Raw genomic sequence first — 15,567 nt, 5'->3', positions numbered from 1 at the left:
TGATTTAGAAATGAAGCATATGCCCCAATTTGCTCTTCTTAGTTTTTAGGTAATCTTCGTTGTTCTTGTTATGAGGCATCTGAAGCGCCACACGATCGGTCACTTCTAAGTCATAACCTTTTAATCCAGCAATCTTTCTTGGATTGTTCGTCAACAGTTTCATCTTACTGATGCCAAGATCTTTTAAAATCTGTGCGCCGATGCCATAATCTCTAAGATCTGGTGCGAACCCGAGCTGTTCATTTGCCTCAACCGTATCTAGACCTTCTTCTTGAAGTTTGTATGCTTTCATCTTATTGATGAGTCCGATGCCGCGGCCTTCTTGTCTCATGTACAGAAGGACGCCGCGCCCTTCTTTTTCAATCTGAGAAAGTGCCGCATGAAGCTGTGAGCCACAATCGCAACGAGCAGAGCCGAACACATCGCCTGTTAAACACTCAGAATGAACACGAACTAAAACAGGCTCCCCGTTTGCAACGTCACCTTTGACAAGTGCCACGTGTTCTTTCTCATCCAATACATTTGAAAAACCGATCGCTTTAAAATCTCCAAACTCTGTAGGCAGATTAATCTCTACTTCACGCTTAACCATCTGCTCTGTTTTGTTTCGGTACGTAATAAGATCTTTAATCGTGATCAGCTTCATATTGTGCTGTTTCGCAAGCTCAACAAGTTCAGGAACACGAGCCATCGTTCCATCTTCTTTCATAATTTCACAGATAACACCTGCAGATTTGCTTCCTGCCATTTGGGCAAGATCGATGGCAGCTTCTGTATGTCCTGCTCTTCGCAACACACCTCCGTTTTTTCCGATCAACGGAAAAATATGACCAGGGCGCTTAAAATCTGTAGGCAAGGATTCTGTATTTACTAGCTCACGTATTGTTGCCGCTCTTTCTTGAGCCGAAATCCCTGTTGTTGTGGAAATATGATCAACACTTATCGTAAAAGCTGTACCATGTGAATCCGTGTTGGTAGTTACCATTGGTGAAAGGTCAAGCTTTCTTGCAATTTCTTCAGAGATCGGTGTACAGACTAATCCTCTGCCGTGCGTCACCATAAAATTGATGGTTTCAGGAGTGATCCCTTCAGCGAGTGCTACAAAATCACCCTCGTTTTCACGATCTTCATCATCGACTACGATCACAATCTTTCCTTCTTTAAGATCTGCAACTGCTTCTTCTATGGAGTGAAACATGAACTCTCCTCCTAAAATCCGTGCTCTTGTAAGAAATCAAGAGACAGCTTTGACTTTTTTGTAGTATCTTCTTTCGGCGACAACATATTGTGTACATATTTTGCAAGCATGTCACATTCAATGTTCACGATGTCTCCTGTACCCTTTGATCCTAAAATCGTATGTTGTGCTGTATGGGGAATCAAAGACACGGTAATTGAACTTTTTGTGACTTCGAAAATAGTGAGACTCGTCCCATCTACACATACAGAGCCTTTCAACATAAAATAGCGCATCAGATGATCAGGCAACGAGATCGTATAATAGATGGCATTTCTTTCTGGACGCTTTTCAATGATTGTTCCTGTCCCATCCACATGCCCGGAAACAAAATGTCCACCAAACCTCCCACCGGCAGCCATCGCTCTTTCAAGATTGACGAAATCACGGTTGTTTAACAACCTCAATGCGGAAGACCGAAACGTTTCAGGCATAACATCAACGGTGAACTCCCTATTACTGAAAGAAGTTACCGTTAAACAAACACCGTTTACCGCTATACTATCTCCAAGGTTTACATCTTTCAGTACTTCTTTTGCTGTAACGGTAAGCACGATCGTTTCGTTGCCTTTGGAAATGGATTTTATCGTACCTTTTTCTTCGATAATGCCTGTAAACAAGAAGCTTTCCCTCCCCTCGTATGACGTTCGTATCATCGTAAATATGCATAAGCAGGAGTCCTTTTTTCTTAATACAAATAACCCCGGAAACAAAGCTTCCGGGGTTTTAAATGTTAAGAATATAACGAAATAAACCTTTAGTTATACCTATTTTAAACAATGGTATTCTAAAAGTGTTCACGTTCCTTCTCCCATCCAGACTATACTGTCGGCTTCGGAATTGCACCGAATCCACCGTTTCTGCTACAAGCAAAACCGGGTCACGGACTAAGAGGCTCTGGCCTCATCACCGCCGGTTGGGAATTTCACCCGACCCCGAAGGACTTATTTACTTATGTTCATTATAAGTAAACATCGAACTGAATTCAAACGTGATCACTTTTATTGACCAATTATTAATTTTTCTTTCGGATAATGAATATGCTCTGTAACCACTTTTCCTCGAATAATGAACAAGAATGACAATACGCCAATTCTTCCGATAAACATCAGAAGCATTAAGATCACTTTACCGGTTGAGCTCAACTGACCTGTAATTCCAGTGGAAAGCCCTGTCGTTCCGAAAGCCGAACATACCTCGAAGAATAGGTATTCGATCGGCATAGGGTCAGTAATCGCTAAGATGATTGTAGATGTCGTACAGAGCACCATTGCTACAATAATAACGATAAATGATTTTTGAATGTCTTCTGGATAGATCTCTCGCTTGAAGATCTTAATCGTGTTTCTCCCTTTTGCATAAAAGAGAATCGCTAAAAGAGCTACCGCAAACGTAGTCGTTCTTATCCCTCCACCAACAGAGCTAGGTGAAGCACCAATAAACATCATGATCGATAAGAAAAGCATGGTCGGCACTGTTAGTTGTGAGATATCCATCGTAGATAAACCGCCACTTCGAGTCGTTACAGACTGAAACATCGAATAAAAGAAAGACTCGTGCCAAGACTTTCCTTCAAAGAAAGCGTTCATCTCAAGTATATAAAAACCAATCGCACCTGTTATAACTAAAATAGCAAATGTAGTTGTAGTAACCTTTGTAAAAAGAGTGAACGTATAGCGCTCTAAATACTTACGCTCTTTAATAAAGTTATTGATCTCTACTAATACGGGAAATCCGATAGCACCGGATGTAATCAAAAACATAGTAACGATCTGAACGAGATAATCATGACGAAACGGAATTAGTGAGCTTCCAGTTATATCAAAACCTGCATTCGTCGTTGCTGTAACTGCTGCAAAGAATGCGTGATAGAGCACTTCTATTTGTGTATCATAATAGGACTGAAACAAGAAAAAGAACAATATGGTTCCTACGATTTCAATTCCAATAATGAGTGTTAGTATTTGCTTCATCAGCTGGACAAGCCCAGCAAGTGTAGATTGATTCTGATCCGTCATAATCAATTGACGCTCTCTCATGCCAATACGCTTACCGATTAAAAGCCAAATGGCTGTACCGAGTGTCATAACGCCAATCCCACCAATCTGCACGATGATGGCAAGAAGGACGACTCCAACATGATTAAACGTTTCTGAGATATTAACAGAAGTTAGCCCTGTTACACTAACTGCACTCACCGCTGTAAACAGAGCATCGATAAATTTTAACTCTACTCCCTCGTTATGCCCGACTGGTAAGCTTAACAGAATAGTTGCTACTAGTACGGACAATAAATAGAAGATTACAATAAGTTGAACAGAGGTTAGAAATGATTTTTTGTGTTGTGAAGTTGCTGTATTTTTAAACATATATTTTCACCTGTCGAAAGGATTTTTCTGTAACCTTCTGAAATCTTAACAATAGCATTTCCATTTAACAAGGTGAAATTGAACATTTGATAAAAAAAGACTGTTAATCTTCTAAGTTACATTCTTCATCAGCCATTTTCTTTTCAATAAGCCTCATTAATTCAGCTGGATCGTCTACTTTAATAACTACCCTTGTCACGTTCTTTTTAAATCCGTATATGATATCTGACCTTACAGGTTTTTTCAACAACAACTCAATATTTGGCTTTTCCGGAATAAAATCACTCACTCGCGCTTCAAACGTATACTTCATTTCAGCTGAACTCAACTCATCTGGTCCTTCATACGTTTTCCATTCTTGGATGTATTTAAACGGCAGATCAAGGCTTTTAATAAATCCTATATTCAATATCAACGATTGCTCCGTAACAATCAGAGGGACTTTTTTTACGGCTTGCATCTGGCCGATTAAAAAAAGAATAGAATAGATGTTTAAAAATAGTAAAATCAGAGAGACTGTATGGTTCCACTGGCTGAAGAAATAATGAAGACCGACTGATTCGATGATCAGCGCGTGAATCAGCATGAGTTGTAGTGCTACATAACTCGTATTCTTATGATAAGTAAATGTTTGTTCACTCATTACAGGTCCTTTGCGCCAGGAAAAGAGTGCATAATAGAACATCGTAACTTCACTAATGAGAGTATCCATCAAACGACTTCGTGGGAAATGGACGTTAACAGCTTGTTTGATTTTTAATAAAAACGGTAGTTCTCTATTTAACTCACGATATGTCTTCTTTACCTTAGGAAATTTTCTGAACACAATAAACAATAAATAAAGCTCAATGGAGATAAAACCCGCTTCTAAAAGAAGAAGAGCTTTAGGAATTATTGATACAGATTTCAGCAGGTCATCTGGAATGATAAATGAAGCGATAGCATAACTCACTAATGCGACAAGAAGTGTCAGCTTCCATGAGAATCTTTTACGAATAATAAAGTAATAGGTAAGTAGAGGAATAACAAGAAGAAAATCAAACATGGAGCCAATGAGCACAGAAGTAGGTATTGGTTGGAAATAAGTTGTCTGATAAAGAATTACATTGCTGCCAATGACCAATAAGCTAAGAAATAGATAAGGTATCCACCTGATCGGCTTGTTCATGGTTTTAATCATAAAATCCCTCCTCTATTCCATTATACAATAATTTCCATCATATTCTTCTTTTGCATGGATTTGTCACAAAAGGTACAAAAAGGACCTATGCCTTTAACGGCGGATGGCCCTTTTTGGAGTGGATTCGTTTTTCTTTGACCGGAACAAAAACAAGCAGACATAAACAGATAGCGACTAGTTCTAATGATAGGATATACCACGGATAAGGTCCTAAGAAATCCATAAGAGAAGCACTCGATGGTTTCTCTAGCAAAAACATATAATTCGCATCAATCGCTACATCTACAACGTATACAAGTACCGCATACACGTTCAGCCATAAAAAGGATTGAAAAAGAAGCTTCCAGCTAATGGTATAAGACTTTATAATCGCATAGTATAGAGCTGTCCAAACAATAAATGCATGCGCCAGAAAGTATTGAATGAAACGAAAATGCCAAGGTTCTTGAAACAGTTCTGGTGTCAATAATCCTTGTACTGCACCTGTTAGTCCAAAAAGATAAACAAAAGCAAAAAGTCTCCGATTATCCGTTAAGAGCAACAACACGCATAGCAGAATATTGAAACTGCATAGCTGCAAAGGAAGGAAAATATGAAGGTCCCATAAATCATTATGAATGGCCCATATGTGATATGTGCTTTCAGAGACGATAAGTCCTGTGATCAAGATCTTCTTCCATATGTGCATCTTCCTAATCACAATACGGTAACCATACATGCTTATACTCACAAAGAAAATAAAAACTAATAATGAAACATGCTCCCACTGAAACATCCTAAAACCAGAAGTTCCTGCACTAAACCAATTCTCCATTAACCCCTCCACCTTTTACTTATTATTATTCAAAAGTCTTTCAGCACTTTCCTTTGTATCATTTTAAAAATTGTTGCACAGCGTAACAGTGTTATGTTACATTGAAAACAAGGAGGTTAATCATGGAAAAACTAATCTCGAAAAAAGATCTGTTAGAAGAAGCGAATATCTCATATGGCCAACTATACAGATGGAAAAGAAAAAATTTGATTCCAGAGAACTGGTTCATTCGAAAATCCACCTTTACAGGGCAAGAAACATTCTTTCCTAAAGATGATATTTTGCTGCGCATTGAAAAGATAAAAACCTTAAAAGATGATCTATCACTCGATGAACTTGCTGATATGTTCTCCCCTTCTCCCACACTTACATCATTATCAGCAGAAGAACTTACCGAACGTAACATTGTTTCACAAACAGCGATAGACATGTTCAACAATTTTCATGGGCCTAATCTATCTTTCTCTTTTGATCAGTTATTAACGCTATATGTATTGAATTCCTTGTTGCAAACAGGCGATGTAAACCGAGCGGAATGCATAGACCTGCTGAAGCTCTTTCACGAACAGGCTCAGACGCTTAAGAGCAATGAAAGTGAATTGCTCTTTATCAGAAAGATGGGGGTTTCCTTTTTTATTCTTACACCTGAGCCAGCCAATCTTTTGTTAGAGACTCAAGCCAAAAAAATCGCTCACTACAAATTAAGTCAGTGCATTGAAGAACTAAAATTAACGCTTTCTTAATACTTGGAGGAGGAATAACAATGGAACGAACTCAGTTAAAAAACATTAGCATTTCTGGATCAGGGACTTCATCTGGTGGCGAGTATGATCAAGTAAAGGTTAACGGATCTGCACATATACACGGTGACCTTATTTGTGAACAGTTCAAATGCAACGGAAGCGCTCATCTCGAAGGAAACATAAGGACAGATACCGCTAAGATCAATGGTTCCACACATTTTGAAGGCGATGTAGAAGTGAAGGAAATGACGATTAACGGCAGTACCGATATCGACGGCAATCTTCTATGTGATGAATTAAAGGTTCAAGGCTCTTCTACGATTAAGGGAAATGTTAAAGGTAAAGAGCTTATCGTACGTGGATCTGCCTCTATAGATGGAAATGTTTCGAGTGACGAGATAGATGTAAAAGGGCAAGTGAAAATAAAAGGAGATTGTGAGACTGAATCTTTTGAAGCTCGCGGCAATTTTAAAATTGATGGCCTCCTAAATGCAGGCACGATCGACGTGGAACTTCTTCGTCATTGTGAAGCAAAAGAAATAGGTGGCGAGAACATTACGGTTAAAAAGACTCGCGATGCATCTGGCTTTAAGAAACTAATCAAGTTTTTTATGAGTAACCACAATGACCAATTAACGGCAGAGGTGATCGAAGGAGACAACTTATACCTTGAACACACACATGCCGAAGTAGTTCGAGGAAACACGATAGAAATCGGACCCGGCTGTGATATAAAAAGGATTGAATATAAAACAAGCCTAGAGATTGCTCCAGATGCTAAAGTGGGAACACAGGAAAAAATTTAATCATAAGGATTCGTACTTTGAAAAGCTACCCGATTTTGCGGTAGCTTTTTTGTTTTGGTTGTTACAATACTCTATTTGCGAGCCCCCTTATGCGACAGAGCGAAAGTGCGGAAAGCGAAGCACCTGAAACGGAAATCTACAGCTTTCAACCACCCTTCATGACTTTCATGGTAAATAATGTATAGATTCTTATCCTTCATCAAACATTAAAGGATGAGGCAGGTGTTAACAATCATGGAGACAACAAAAGTAGAAGTTCCTATAAATAAAGATCTTCAAGCAAATGACGAATATATGCGTAACCTCTATAAAAATTGTGATGATATTAAGATCAGACACTTTCAATTTGGTTCAGATTATAAACAAGAAGCTCTTGTTGTACACTGTGATTCTCTTGTTCAAGAAGAAAAGTCGAACTTGTTGCACCAGGTTCTTAAGGATATGCCTGATTTTGAAGCAGCCCTCTCACTTGCTGTTTCTGTTCAACAGATAAAGGTGTTTTTTGAGAATAAAGGCGTCTCATCAAGGCCCGTAATGCTACTAAAAAACTACAATGAATTAAATGCCAACATCGTAAATGGTCATATTGTTTTGCTTTTTGACAAATGGGATTTAGCTCTGAGCTTTGATGCTTCTTCAGTAGAGAAGAGAAGTGTTGCAGAACCACAGAACGAGGTAGTCGTTGTAGGACCTCGAGAAGGAACGATCGAAAACCTGCAAAAGAACCTTGGCTTGATTCGTTCAAGGTTAAAGACACCCGATCTTAAATTTATTTTCAAACAGACAGATAGCAAGTCCAACACAAAATTTGTTTACGGCTATTTAGATGGAACCGTAAAAAAAGAGATGCTAGAAGAGTTTGAATCGAGAATCAACAAGATTAAAAACGAAGAAATTCTAGAAACTTCTTATATTGCTGAATTGATTGAAGAGTCGTCTGTCACTCCCTTTCCTCAATATCGATTTACCGAAAGACCTGATGTTGCCTCAGCTTCGCTGTTAGAAGGTAAGATTATTATTTTGATGGAAGGAACAGGGACGATCGTCATATGTCCTGGCCTCTTTAATGAATTTTTCCAATCCGCTTCAGACTATTATCAACGATCTGTTTTTTCGTCGATCATCAGGATGGTACGATTTGTTGGCTTTATTTTAAGCTTGGCTTTACCTAGCATTTATATCGCTTTGACTACTTTTCATTCTGAATTAATACCGACCGTACTATTAATCGCTCTCTTGGATACACGAGAAGGGATACCCTTTCCTGCTATTATTGAAGCTTTGATCATGCTATTTTTTTTCGAACTCTTACAAGAAGCAGGTGTCCGGCTGCCAAAACCCATTGGGTCTACCGTAAGTATCGTTGGAGCGTTGATCATCGGAGAAGCTTCTATTAACGCTGGTCTCGCCTCACCGATCATGATCGTTGTTATTGGATTAACGGGCATCGCTTCCTTTTCTATTCCGTATTATGATTTCGGATTCGCTGCACGTTTATTGCGAATACCCTTAATGTTTCTTGCGGCAATTATGGGAGGCTTCGGTTTATTCTTAGGATTTATTCTTATTTTCCTGCACCTGTCCAAACTACACGTACTGAAGGAACCATATCTTGGTACGTTCACACTTAACAGTACGTCACTACTTAAAGACGGATTCTTCCGTTTGTCGTTGAAAAAATTATTGAAGCACAGAAATACTGGAAAAGGTGTTTAGAGCCATTATCTTATAAAGGGTGGAGTTTACATGCAGAAGCTAATCAAATACATCGTTGCCTCCTCACTCCTTTTTTTATCAGGATGCTGGGATCATGCCGAGCTTACTGAATATGTTTTTGTTCAATCTCTTGCGATCGACCAAAAAAAAGATGGAAGAATTAAGCTTACCACTCAATTTTATAAGCCAGCCCCTAAGATTGCTTCAGCTGGAGGTGGAGGTGAATCTTATTTCAATCTTGAAACAGAAGCAAAGTCAGTTTTTGAGGCTATAAGAGATGTAACCATCCATTTAGGTAGAAAAGCCAACTGGGGTCATGTTCGTTTTATCGTTATTAGTGAGAATGTGGCAAGAAAACAATACCTTGGGTCCGTTCTAGACTTTTTCTACCGAGATCATGAACCAAGACTGTTAACAGGAGTTGCGGTTACAGAGGGATCTGCCGCTGACTATATCAAAGAAAAGCCTCATGTAGAAAACACGGTAAGTGAACAGTTAAACGAGGTAACAAAAACCGGAAGTAAGTTCAGCGCTAAGACGTATCCTGCCAATTTATTTACGATTGGAAAACAGCTTCACAGTGAGGTGGATACAGCGTATGCTCCATATCTTAGAAAGGAAAAGGACAAAGTAAACAGCATCTATGTAGATGGACTATCTATCTTTCATAGAGGAAAGCTGAAGACGATTATTACGAACAAAGAAACGAAGTCACTTATGCTTGCCCTTAATAACTTCCAGTTTGGAATTATCGGTATCACATGCAAAGGAAGTAAACTTCAAGAGTCATTCGAGATTACAGAATCTCATACAAATACATCTTTTGAGATCAAAAATCATGTCATACATTACACCCTTAAACCAAAGCTACAAGCCAGCATAGGGGAATTAGAATGTTCGAACATTGAAACAAAACAACAACTAGAAGTTCTTCATACAAAATTAGAAAATCAAGTGAACAGTAACCTGATGGCATTATTAAAGGAATCTCAAAAAAAGAATCTAGATATTATCGGGTTAGGAAACCAGATCTATCGCAAGAATCCAAAAGAATGGAAAAAAATAAAAAAAGAAAAGATACCCTATTACAAAGATGCCGTATTTCATGTTAAATCAGAGGCTAACATCCTAAACACAGGAACTGATATAAGCAAACCTTTTCACAAAAAATAGAATGATGAGGAATCACTATGATTGAAAAACTCATTATAGGTAGCCTAGTCGTATTATTATACTTCGACTATCAAACATTAAAACAAGATAAAAAGTCAAAGAAAATCTATTTAATGATTTCGATTCCTGCAGGATATATGCTCTACTCTTATCTTTCGGGACGGAACCTTCCTAACTTAGATGAGGTATTTCAAATATTCGTTGGTCCTATTGCTGAAGCAATCACCACATGGCTGCAAGTAAAATAATAAGGAGTACCTTTATGCACACAGGAAAAATTAGTTATTGGCAGATGGCAGTCTTATTTCAAGTGTATATGACGGGTTCGGCCCTTATCAATATCCAAGGCCCTATGTTAGCTGCTGCTCAAAACAGTGCTTGGATAGCTATGTTCCTTGCTAACTTAGTTGGTTTTGTCATCTTATTTCTCGTATTAACTCTTTACAACGAATATCCTGATCAAAGTTATGTGAACCAAGTTCGCCTAACACTCGGAAACGTGATGGCATACATAATCATCATTCCGTTATTCTTAGTGATGTTGTACATCACAGCAAACATTGTATATGGAATGGGGCAATATTTTACGACATCGATGATGAGAGAAACGCCGCTCTTCATCTTTCATCTGCTCATCTTAATTACTTCCAGCCTAACTGCAAAAGCTGGAATAGAAGTAATGGGCCGCATGTTTCACCTATTGATGTACATTCTTTTATTCATCTTTATCATCATGTTAATTCTGCCCTACAACACGTATGAGATCACCAACCTGCTTCCTTTAGCTCCCCAAGGCTTTAAGCCGATCTTACATGGTGTTTATGTCGGTTTTGGATTTCCTTACATGGATGTACTATTCTTTGCTATGATTATATATCTGGTAAAGCAAAAACCCGGGCAGTCCATCAATAAATGGCTTTATCTAGGTTTGTTCATTAATGGAATCGTACTCACTTTAACCATTCTCTGTTCATTAATGGGCCTTGGACCTTTAGTATTTCTAAAGAAATTCCCGCTTCATGTCCTGGCACAGCTAATCAGCATTGGAGAGATTGTTGAACGTGTAGAAGCGATCTTTGGCATTGCACTAATTCTAGGAACATACATGAAGATCTCACTATTGGTGTATATACTTGATCAATCACTCTCCACGTTATTTAAAGTAAAAGCTACGCATTTTATTTATATTATCTCAGCCGTTGTGCTCTTACTCTCTCTTACGATGTACAAAAACGAAATTGAACTAGGTGAATCTGGATCCTTCTTGCAGACCTCTGTAACGTTTTTCTTTGGGTTCTTACCCCTTTTACTTGTAGTTATAATCGCTAAGGTGAAGGGTAAAAAAACAGCTTAAAAAAAGAAGGCAAACCAAAATGGCAGCCTTCTTTTCAACTTTACACTGTTCTTTTTTCAAGAGATGCGCTCCACGCCGTTAAGAGAACCGCACCAAATACCATAACTCCGCCAATCCAAGGTGTATGGATGATACCGATCGAGTCAACGATCAATCCTCCAACCGATGCTCCAATCGCGATACCTAGATTAAATGCGGCAATATTAATGGCTGACGCAACATTTACCGCAGATGGTACATATCTTTCAGCCAGTTTCACAACATAAACTTGTAGACCCGGAACGTTCATGAAAGCTAAAAGTCCTAATAAGAAGATAGTGGCCGTACCCGCAATTTTAAAAGGTGCAGTAAATGTTAAGATCACTAATATTACGGCTTGAACAACGAACATCCAAAACAAAGCTTTGGTCGGATTTTTATCGGCTGCTTTACCTCCTACCGTATTTCCGATCGCAACAGCAATCCCGTAGCCTAACAATATCCAGCTAACAGATTTTGGAGCATATCCTGTGACATCTTCTAAGATCGGTGCTAAATACGTAAACGCTACAAACGTTCCGCCATAACCAAGAGCAGTAATTGCAAAAGCTAATAGCAAACGACCGTTTTTAATAATCTTAAATTGATCTTTCAAACTTGACGGTGGTGCTTCTTTTAAATTTTTCGGAACTAATATGGCACTAGCGATGATCGCAACAACTCCTAGTAGAGCAACTGCCCAAAACGTAGCTCTCCATCCGAAAGTTTGTCCGATAAATGTTCCAAGTGGAACCCCTGTTACTGTTGCGACAGTAAGACCTGTAAACATGAATGCGATCGCACTTGCACGTTTATGTTCAGGTACGAGATCCGCAGCGATTGTAGCTCCTATTGAAAAGAAAACACCATGAGAAAATGCTGTAATGAACCGCGCGATCAATAGCAGCGTAAAACTTGTAGATATTGCTGCAACCATGTTACCTGCGATAAAGACGACCATTAAAAGAAGCAACAGCGTCTTTCTGTTCATTTTATTCGTTAACGCTGTAAGAACCGGTGCGCCGAATGCGACACCCATCGCATATCCAGATATGAGTAATCCTGCTAGCGTAATCGAAATGTTAAGATCTGATGCTAATGAAGATAAGAGTCCTACAGGTACAAACTCAGTTGTACCAATACCAAATGCCGAAATGGCTAATGCTAATAACGCCGGAAAGCCACCTTTTGACTTCGACGCGTTTTCCGTTTGAACGGCTGTTGAATTCATCTATTAATCCCTCCATTGATTTTTAGTTGGTGAATGAACTAGTCATTCGGATGACTTAATGCTATTATGAAAGATACACAAACTAAAAGTAAGTACGCACTTTAAAGTAATGTAGGCACTTTTTAGTAACAATTAAGCGATAGAGGTGATTATGGATGAAAAAATACAATATACCTGTTGAAGCTGCACTTGAAGTGATCGGCGGAAAGTGGAAAGTCGTCATACTCTGTCATCTGATAAAAGATAAACGAAGAACCGGTGAGTTAAAGCGATTAATGCCAGGAATCACACAAAAGATGCTCACTCAACAGCTTCGAGAACTAGAAGATGACGGAGTAATCCTGCGGGAAGTGTACAATCAGGTTCCTCCACGTGTTGAATATTCTCTAACCGATTATGGTTGGTCGTTAAAAGGGATTTTAGATTCACTCTGTGCATGGGGTGAGCAGCATATCGAGAAAACTTATCCGAATAAAGACGACGTCTTGGTTCAAACAGAAGAACTCGTGTAAATATAAAAATGGCAGCCACCGTGGCTGTCATTTTTAGTTTCAACTACAAAATAATATTCTTCAGGATTTTTTAATACATTGTTAGAACAAATAAACGTTCACATAGGGGGACTTGTAATGAATAGGAACCGTTTAACAGTTGAGGCAATGCTAAATGTTATAGCGAACGGTTTACCTATGACGAACTCTCCACAGAAGATCGTTGTCGTTGGAGCAGGGATGGCAGGGCTCGTCGCAGCAACCTTATTAAAGAATGCTGGACACGAAGTTATCCTATTAGAATCTACTCATCGAGTAGGTGGGCGTATCTATACAGTAAGAGCACCTTTTACACACGGTAACTATTTTGAAGCCGGAGCGATGCGAATTCCGGAGATGCATAAACTTGTTTTAGCGTATATCAAGAAATTCAATCTAGAGATCAATGAGTTCGTAAACAGCAACCCTCATGACCTGCTTTGGGTGAATGGCATTCGTACTACTTATGCCGCTTATGAGAAGAGTCCCGATCGTTTAGGATTTCCGGTCTTAGAAATTGAAAGAGGAAAAACGGCTGAAGAGCTGATTGCTTATGCCGTTCAGCCGATTGCAGACTTCATTGATCGTGATCCTGATAAAAACTGGCCGATCATCATTCAAAACTTTCAACATTACTCTCTTGATAACTATTTGCGTAACAACCCTTACGGAAGATCCTTATCTGCTGGAGCCATTGATATGATTAAAGTGCTTTTATCACTAGAAGGTCTTCCCGAGCTCTCACTTTTAGAGATGCTTCGAGATATCTTAATCATTTTCAAAAAGCCTCCCCTCAAATATTTTGAAGTAACAGGTGGTTACGATCAGCTGCCTCGTGCTTTTCTTCAAGAACTTCGGCATCATATTTATTTTGGTCAGAAGTTAACTAGGCTTGTGCAAACAGAATCTACCGTTAAACTGTATACAGAGAGTCCTCAAACACTTCATCGTTTTTCATTTGAAGCAGACAAAGTATTAATTACCCTGCCTTACTCCGTTCTTAATTTTGTAGACTTCGAACCATACAGTTCTCTCTCCTATTTAAAAAGAAAAGCGATTCGAGAACTACATTATGTACCATCGATTAAGATTGGAATTGAATTTAAACACCGTTTTTGGGAAAAAAATGGCCTTTCTGGGGGAAAAACCGTCACTGATCAAGCCACACGCTTCACCCATTATCCGAGTCGTATCCGACAAGACATCCCATCAGGTGTTGTGATCGGTAGTTATACGTGGGAAGATGATACGTTTCCATGGAGATGCTCATCGAATGAAATGAAAATTAAAGAAACATTAAAATATATCGCACAGTTTCACGGCGAACATATTTATCAACATTTTGTTACGGGGTTTAGCCATGATTGGTCGACCGATCCAAATGCAGGTGGATGCTTTACCATGTTTAAGCCATACCAAGAATTAGAGTTATTTGAAGCGATCAAAGCTCCGGAAGGAAGACTGCATTTTGCCGGTGAGCATACTACACTTAAACATGGCTGGGTTGAAGGAGCGGTGGAGTCAGGGATAAGGGCTGCGGTAGAGATGAACACCATTTAGCCCATCAATATGTACACAAAAACGAGCTGATTTCATGTGAAATCGGCTCGCTTTTTAAACAAATGTTTAATTTTTTGATAAGTATCTCTCTACGATGATGTTACGATGGTGCATTTCGTGACCTGCTATAATCATCATTAGGGCACGAGTGCTAACCGGATGACCATTTGCCGTTCCTTTCCTTTCTAAAGCCTTTTTGCTCAAACTCTTAATAAGCTGGATTGTCGCCAAGCGTACTGATACAAAATGTTCTATTAAATCTCTTACCGGAATATCATCAAAGCCAGCTTCCTCTACATAAGCATTTTCATCATATCCAGGAAGTGAGCTTGTTTCCCCTCGTGCGATTGATAATAAACGATAGCTCATGATTCTCTCCGTATCGGTTATATGACCAACCACTTCTTTTACGCTCCACTTCCCTGTTGCGTATCGGTAGGAAAGCTGCTCATCATCTAACTTGCTAAGGATTCCAACTGTTTCTTTCATTTGATCTGTTAATACTTGAATGATATCCCCTTCGGGTACTAAGCTTACATAAGTTTGATAATACTCTGCGTACTCTTCCCCTGATATCTTCTCCATATGAATTCATTCCTCTCTTATGTATAAGGTATAATGATATTCTTCTACTAATGCTACCTTAAAACAAGGTTTTAATCTCTTTTATGAAGGAAGACCTATTCCTTTAAAAACTTTATGGTCACTCTTAACCACTATTGAAATTATAGAGAAATAGTCTAACATACATGCTTTTTTATACTTTTTTCATACCATATAAAAAGTTTATACAATCGATGTATTATAGATAAAACCGAAATTCTCTCTTTCATGAA

The 15,567-nt window shown here is 38.8% G+C and carries 15 protein-coding genes and 1 riboswitch; of the genes, 8 read left to right on the top strand and 7 right to left on the bottom strand.

Going from position 1 to position 15,567, the window contains the following annotated elements; translation table 11 throughout:
- Positions 1-4: 4 nt before the first annotated feature.
- From ACNJYY_RS03905 to ACNJYY_RS03885, 5 genes are all read right to left on the bottom strand, one after another.
- A complete protein-coding gene (locus ACNJYY_RS03905; RefSeq protein ID WP_416730637.1) occupies positions 5-1,198 on the bottom strand; it encodes a bifunctional 3,4-dihydroxy-2-butanone-4-phosphate synthase/GTP cyclohydrolase II in 1,194 nt (397 codons plus the stop codon).
- Between the two features lie 11 nt (positions 1,199-1,209).
- Positions 1,210-1,857: a riboflavin synthase gene (gene ribE, locus ACNJYY_RS03900; RefSeq protein ID WP_416730636.1), complete on the bottom strand. Its 648-nt coding sequence runs from the start codon at positions 1,855-1,857 to the stop codon at positions 1,210-1,212.
- Between the two features lie 179 nt (positions 1,858-2,036).
- Positions 2,037-2,184, bottom strand: a riboswitch (FMN riboswitch).
- 54 nt (positions 2,185-2,238) lie between these two features.
- Positions 2,239-3,606: a TrkH family potassium uptake protein gene (locus tag ACNJYY_RS03895; protein ID WP_416730635.1), complete on the bottom strand. Its 1,368-nt coding sequence runs from the start codon at positions 3,604-3,606 to the stop codon at positions 2,239-2,241.
- A gap of 103 nt (positions 3,607-3,709) precedes the next feature.
- The gene (locus ACNJYY_RS03890; protein WP_416730634.1) at positions 3,710-4,786 is read right to left on the bottom strand and encodes a hypothetical protein; all 1,077 of its coding nucleotides are present in this window, start codon (positions 4,784-4,786) and stop codon (positions 3,710-3,712) included.
- 85 nt (positions 4,787-4,871) lie between these two features.
- Positions 4,872-5,600 carry a TIGR02206 family membrane protein gene (locus tag ACNJYY_RS03885; RefSeq protein WP_416730633.1) on the bottom strand — a complete coding sequence of 243 codons (729 nt, stop codon included), beginning with the start codon at positions 5,598-5,600 and terminating at the stop codon, positions 4,872-4,874.
- Between the two features lie 122 nt (positions 5,601-5,722).
- On the opposite strand from ACNJYY_RS03885, the gene ACNJYY_RS03880 reads away from it, so the two are divergent.
- The 6 genes from ACNJYY_RS03880 (at position 5,723) to ACNJYY_RS03855 (ending at position 11,392) form a co-directional block, all read left to right on the top strand.
- Positions 5,723-6,343, top strand: coding sequence for a YhbD family protein (locus tag ACNJYY_RS03880; RefSeq protein ID WP_416730632.1), 621 nt, complete (start codon positions 5,723-5,725; stop codon positions 6,341-6,343).
- 20 nt (positions 6,344-6,363) lie between these two features.
- Positions 6,364-7,149 (top strand): polymer-forming cytoskeletal protein, encoded by a 786-nt coding sequence (locus ACNJYY_RS03875; protein WP_416730631.1) that lies wholly within the window; start codon positions 6,364-6,366, stop codon positions 7,147-7,149.
- A gap of 234 nt (positions 7,150-7,383) precedes the next feature.
- On the top strand, positions 7,384-8,865 hold the full coding sequence (locus tag ACNJYY_RS03870; RefSeq protein ID WP_416730630.1) for a spore germination protein: 1,482 nt from the start codon (positions 7,384-7,386) through the stop codon (positions 8,863-8,865).
- 30 nt (positions 8,866-8,895) lie between these two features.
- Complete coding sequence (locus tag ACNJYY_RS03865; RefSeq protein WP_416730629.1) at positions 8,896-10,038, top strand: Ger(x)C family spore germination protein; 1,143 nt, start codon at positions 8,896-8,898, stop codon at positions 10,036-10,038.
- Positions 10,039-10,055: 17 nt separating this feature from the next.
- Positions 10,056-10,286, top strand: coding sequence for a hypothetical protein (locus tag ACNJYY_RS03860; RefSeq protein WP_416730628.1), 231 nt, complete (start codon positions 10,056-10,058; stop codon positions 10,284-10,286).
- A 14-nt stretch (positions 10,287-10,300) separates the two neighbouring features.
- Positions 10,301-11,392: a GerAB/ArcD/ProY family transporter gene (locus ACNJYY_RS03855; RefSeq protein ID WP_416730627.1), complete on the top strand. Its 1,092-nt coding sequence runs from the start codon at positions 10,301-10,303 to the stop codon at positions 11,390-11,392.
- Positions 11,393-11,432: 40 nt separating this feature from the next.
- Here ACNJYY_RS03855 and ACNJYY_RS03850 read toward each other — a convergent pair whose 3' ends face one another.
- The gene (locus ACNJYY_RS03850) at positions 11,433-12,641 is read right to left on the bottom strand and encodes an MFS transporter (protein WP_416730626.1); all 1,209 of its coding nucleotides are present in this window, start codon (positions 12,639-12,641) and stop codon (positions 11,433-11,435) included.
- Between the two features lie 155 nt (positions 12,642-12,796).
- Here ACNJYY_RS03850 and ACNJYY_RS03845 point away from each other — a divergent pair, with 155 nt between their 5' ends.
- Complete coding sequence (locus tag ACNJYY_RS03845; protein ID WP_066391295.1) at positions 12,797-13,153, top strand: winged helix-turn-helix transcriptional regulator; 357 nt, start codon at positions 12,797-12,799, stop codon at positions 13,151-13,153.
- Positions 13,154-13,270: 117 nt separating this feature from the next.
- Entirely contained in the window at positions 13,271-14,731 is a 1,461-nt protein-coding gene (locus tag ACNJYY_RS03840; protein ID WP_416730625.1) for a flavin monoamine oxidase family protein, read from the top strand.
- Between the two features lie 66 nt (positions 14,732-14,797).
- Here the strand turns inward: ACNJYY_RS03840 and ACNJYY_RS03835 are convergent, their stop codons facing one another.
- The gene (locus ACNJYY_RS03835) at positions 14,798-15,316 is read right to left on the bottom strand and encodes a DinB family protein (RefSeq protein ID WP_416730624.1); all 519 of its coding nucleotides are present in this window, start codon (positions 15,314-15,316) and stop codon (positions 14,798-14,800) included.
- Between the last annotated feature and the right edge of the window lie 251 nt (positions 15,317-15,567).

This window comes from Fictibacillus tiangongensis, assembly GCF_048083785.1.
Lineage (GTDB): Bacteria > Bacillota > Bacilli > Bacillales > Fictibacillaceae > Fictibacillus.
The sequence above is the reverse complement of the archived record's forward strand: the minus strand, read 5'-3'. Positions and strand labels throughout refer to the sequence as shown.

What these genes read in the sequence shown, in the direction of transcription:
- ACNJYY_RS03905 (WP_416730637.1), bottom strand. Translation starts at nt 1,198, where the DNA reads ATGTTTCACTCCATAGAAGAAGCAGTTGCAGATCTTAAAGAAGGAAAG.
- ACNJYY_RS03895 (WP_416730635.1), bottom strand. Translation starts at nt 3,606, where the DNA reads ATGTTTAAAAATACAGCAACTTCACAACACAAAAAATCATTTCTAACC.
- ACNJYY_RS03890 (WP_416730634.1), bottom strand. Translation starts at nt 4,786, where the DNA reads ATGATTAAAACCATGAACAAGCCGATCAGGTGGATACCTTATCTATTT.
- ACNJYY_RS03885 (WP_416730633.1), bottom strand. Translation starts at nt 5,600, where the DNA reads ATGGAGAATTGGTTTAGTGCAGGAACTTCTGGTTTTAGGATGTTTCAG.
- ACNJYY_RS03880 (WP_416730632.1), top strand. Translation starts at nt 5,723, where the DNA reads ATGGAAAAACTAATCTCGAAAAAAGATCTGTTAGAAGAAGCGAATATC.
- ACNJYY_RS03875 (WP_416730631.1), top strand. Translation starts at nt 6,364, where the DNA reads ATGGAACGAACTCAGTTAAAAAACATTAGCATTTCTGGATCAGGGACT.
- ACNJYY_RS03870 (WP_416730630.1), top strand. Translation starts at nt 7,384, where the DNA reads ATGGAGACAACAAAAGTAGAAGTTCCTATAAATAAAGATCTTCAAGCA.
- ACNJYY_RS03865 (WP_416730629.1), top strand. Translation starts at nt 8,896, where the DNA reads ATGCAGAAGCTAATCAAATACATCGTTGCCTCCTCACTCCTTTTTTTA.
- ACNJYY_RS03860 (WP_416730628.1), top strand. Translation starts at nt 10,056, where the DNA reads ATGATTGAAAAACTCATTATAGGTAGCCTAGTCGTATTATTATACTTC.
- ACNJYY_RS03855 (WP_416730627.1), top strand. Translation starts at nt 10,301, where the DNA reads ATGCACACAGGAAAAATTAGTTATTGGCAGATGGCAGTCTTATTTCAA.
- ACNJYY_RS03850 (WP_416730626.1), bottom strand. Translation starts at nt 12,641, where the DNA reads ATGAATTCAACAGCCGTTCAAACGGAAAACGCGTCGAAGTCAAAAGGT.
- ACNJYY_RS03845 (WP_066391295.1), top strand. Translation starts at nt 12,797, where the DNA reads ATGAAAAAATACAATATACCTGTTGAAGCTGCACTTGAAGTGATCGGC.
- ACNJYY_RS03840 (WP_416730625.1), top strand. Translation starts at nt 13,271, where the DNA reads ATGAATAGGAACCGTTTAACAGTTGAGGCAATGCTAAATGTTATAGCG.
- ACNJYY_RS03835 (WP_416730624.1), bottom strand. Translation starts at nt 15,316, where the DNA reads ATGGAGAAGATATCAGGGGAAGAGTACGCAGAGTATTATCAAACTTAT.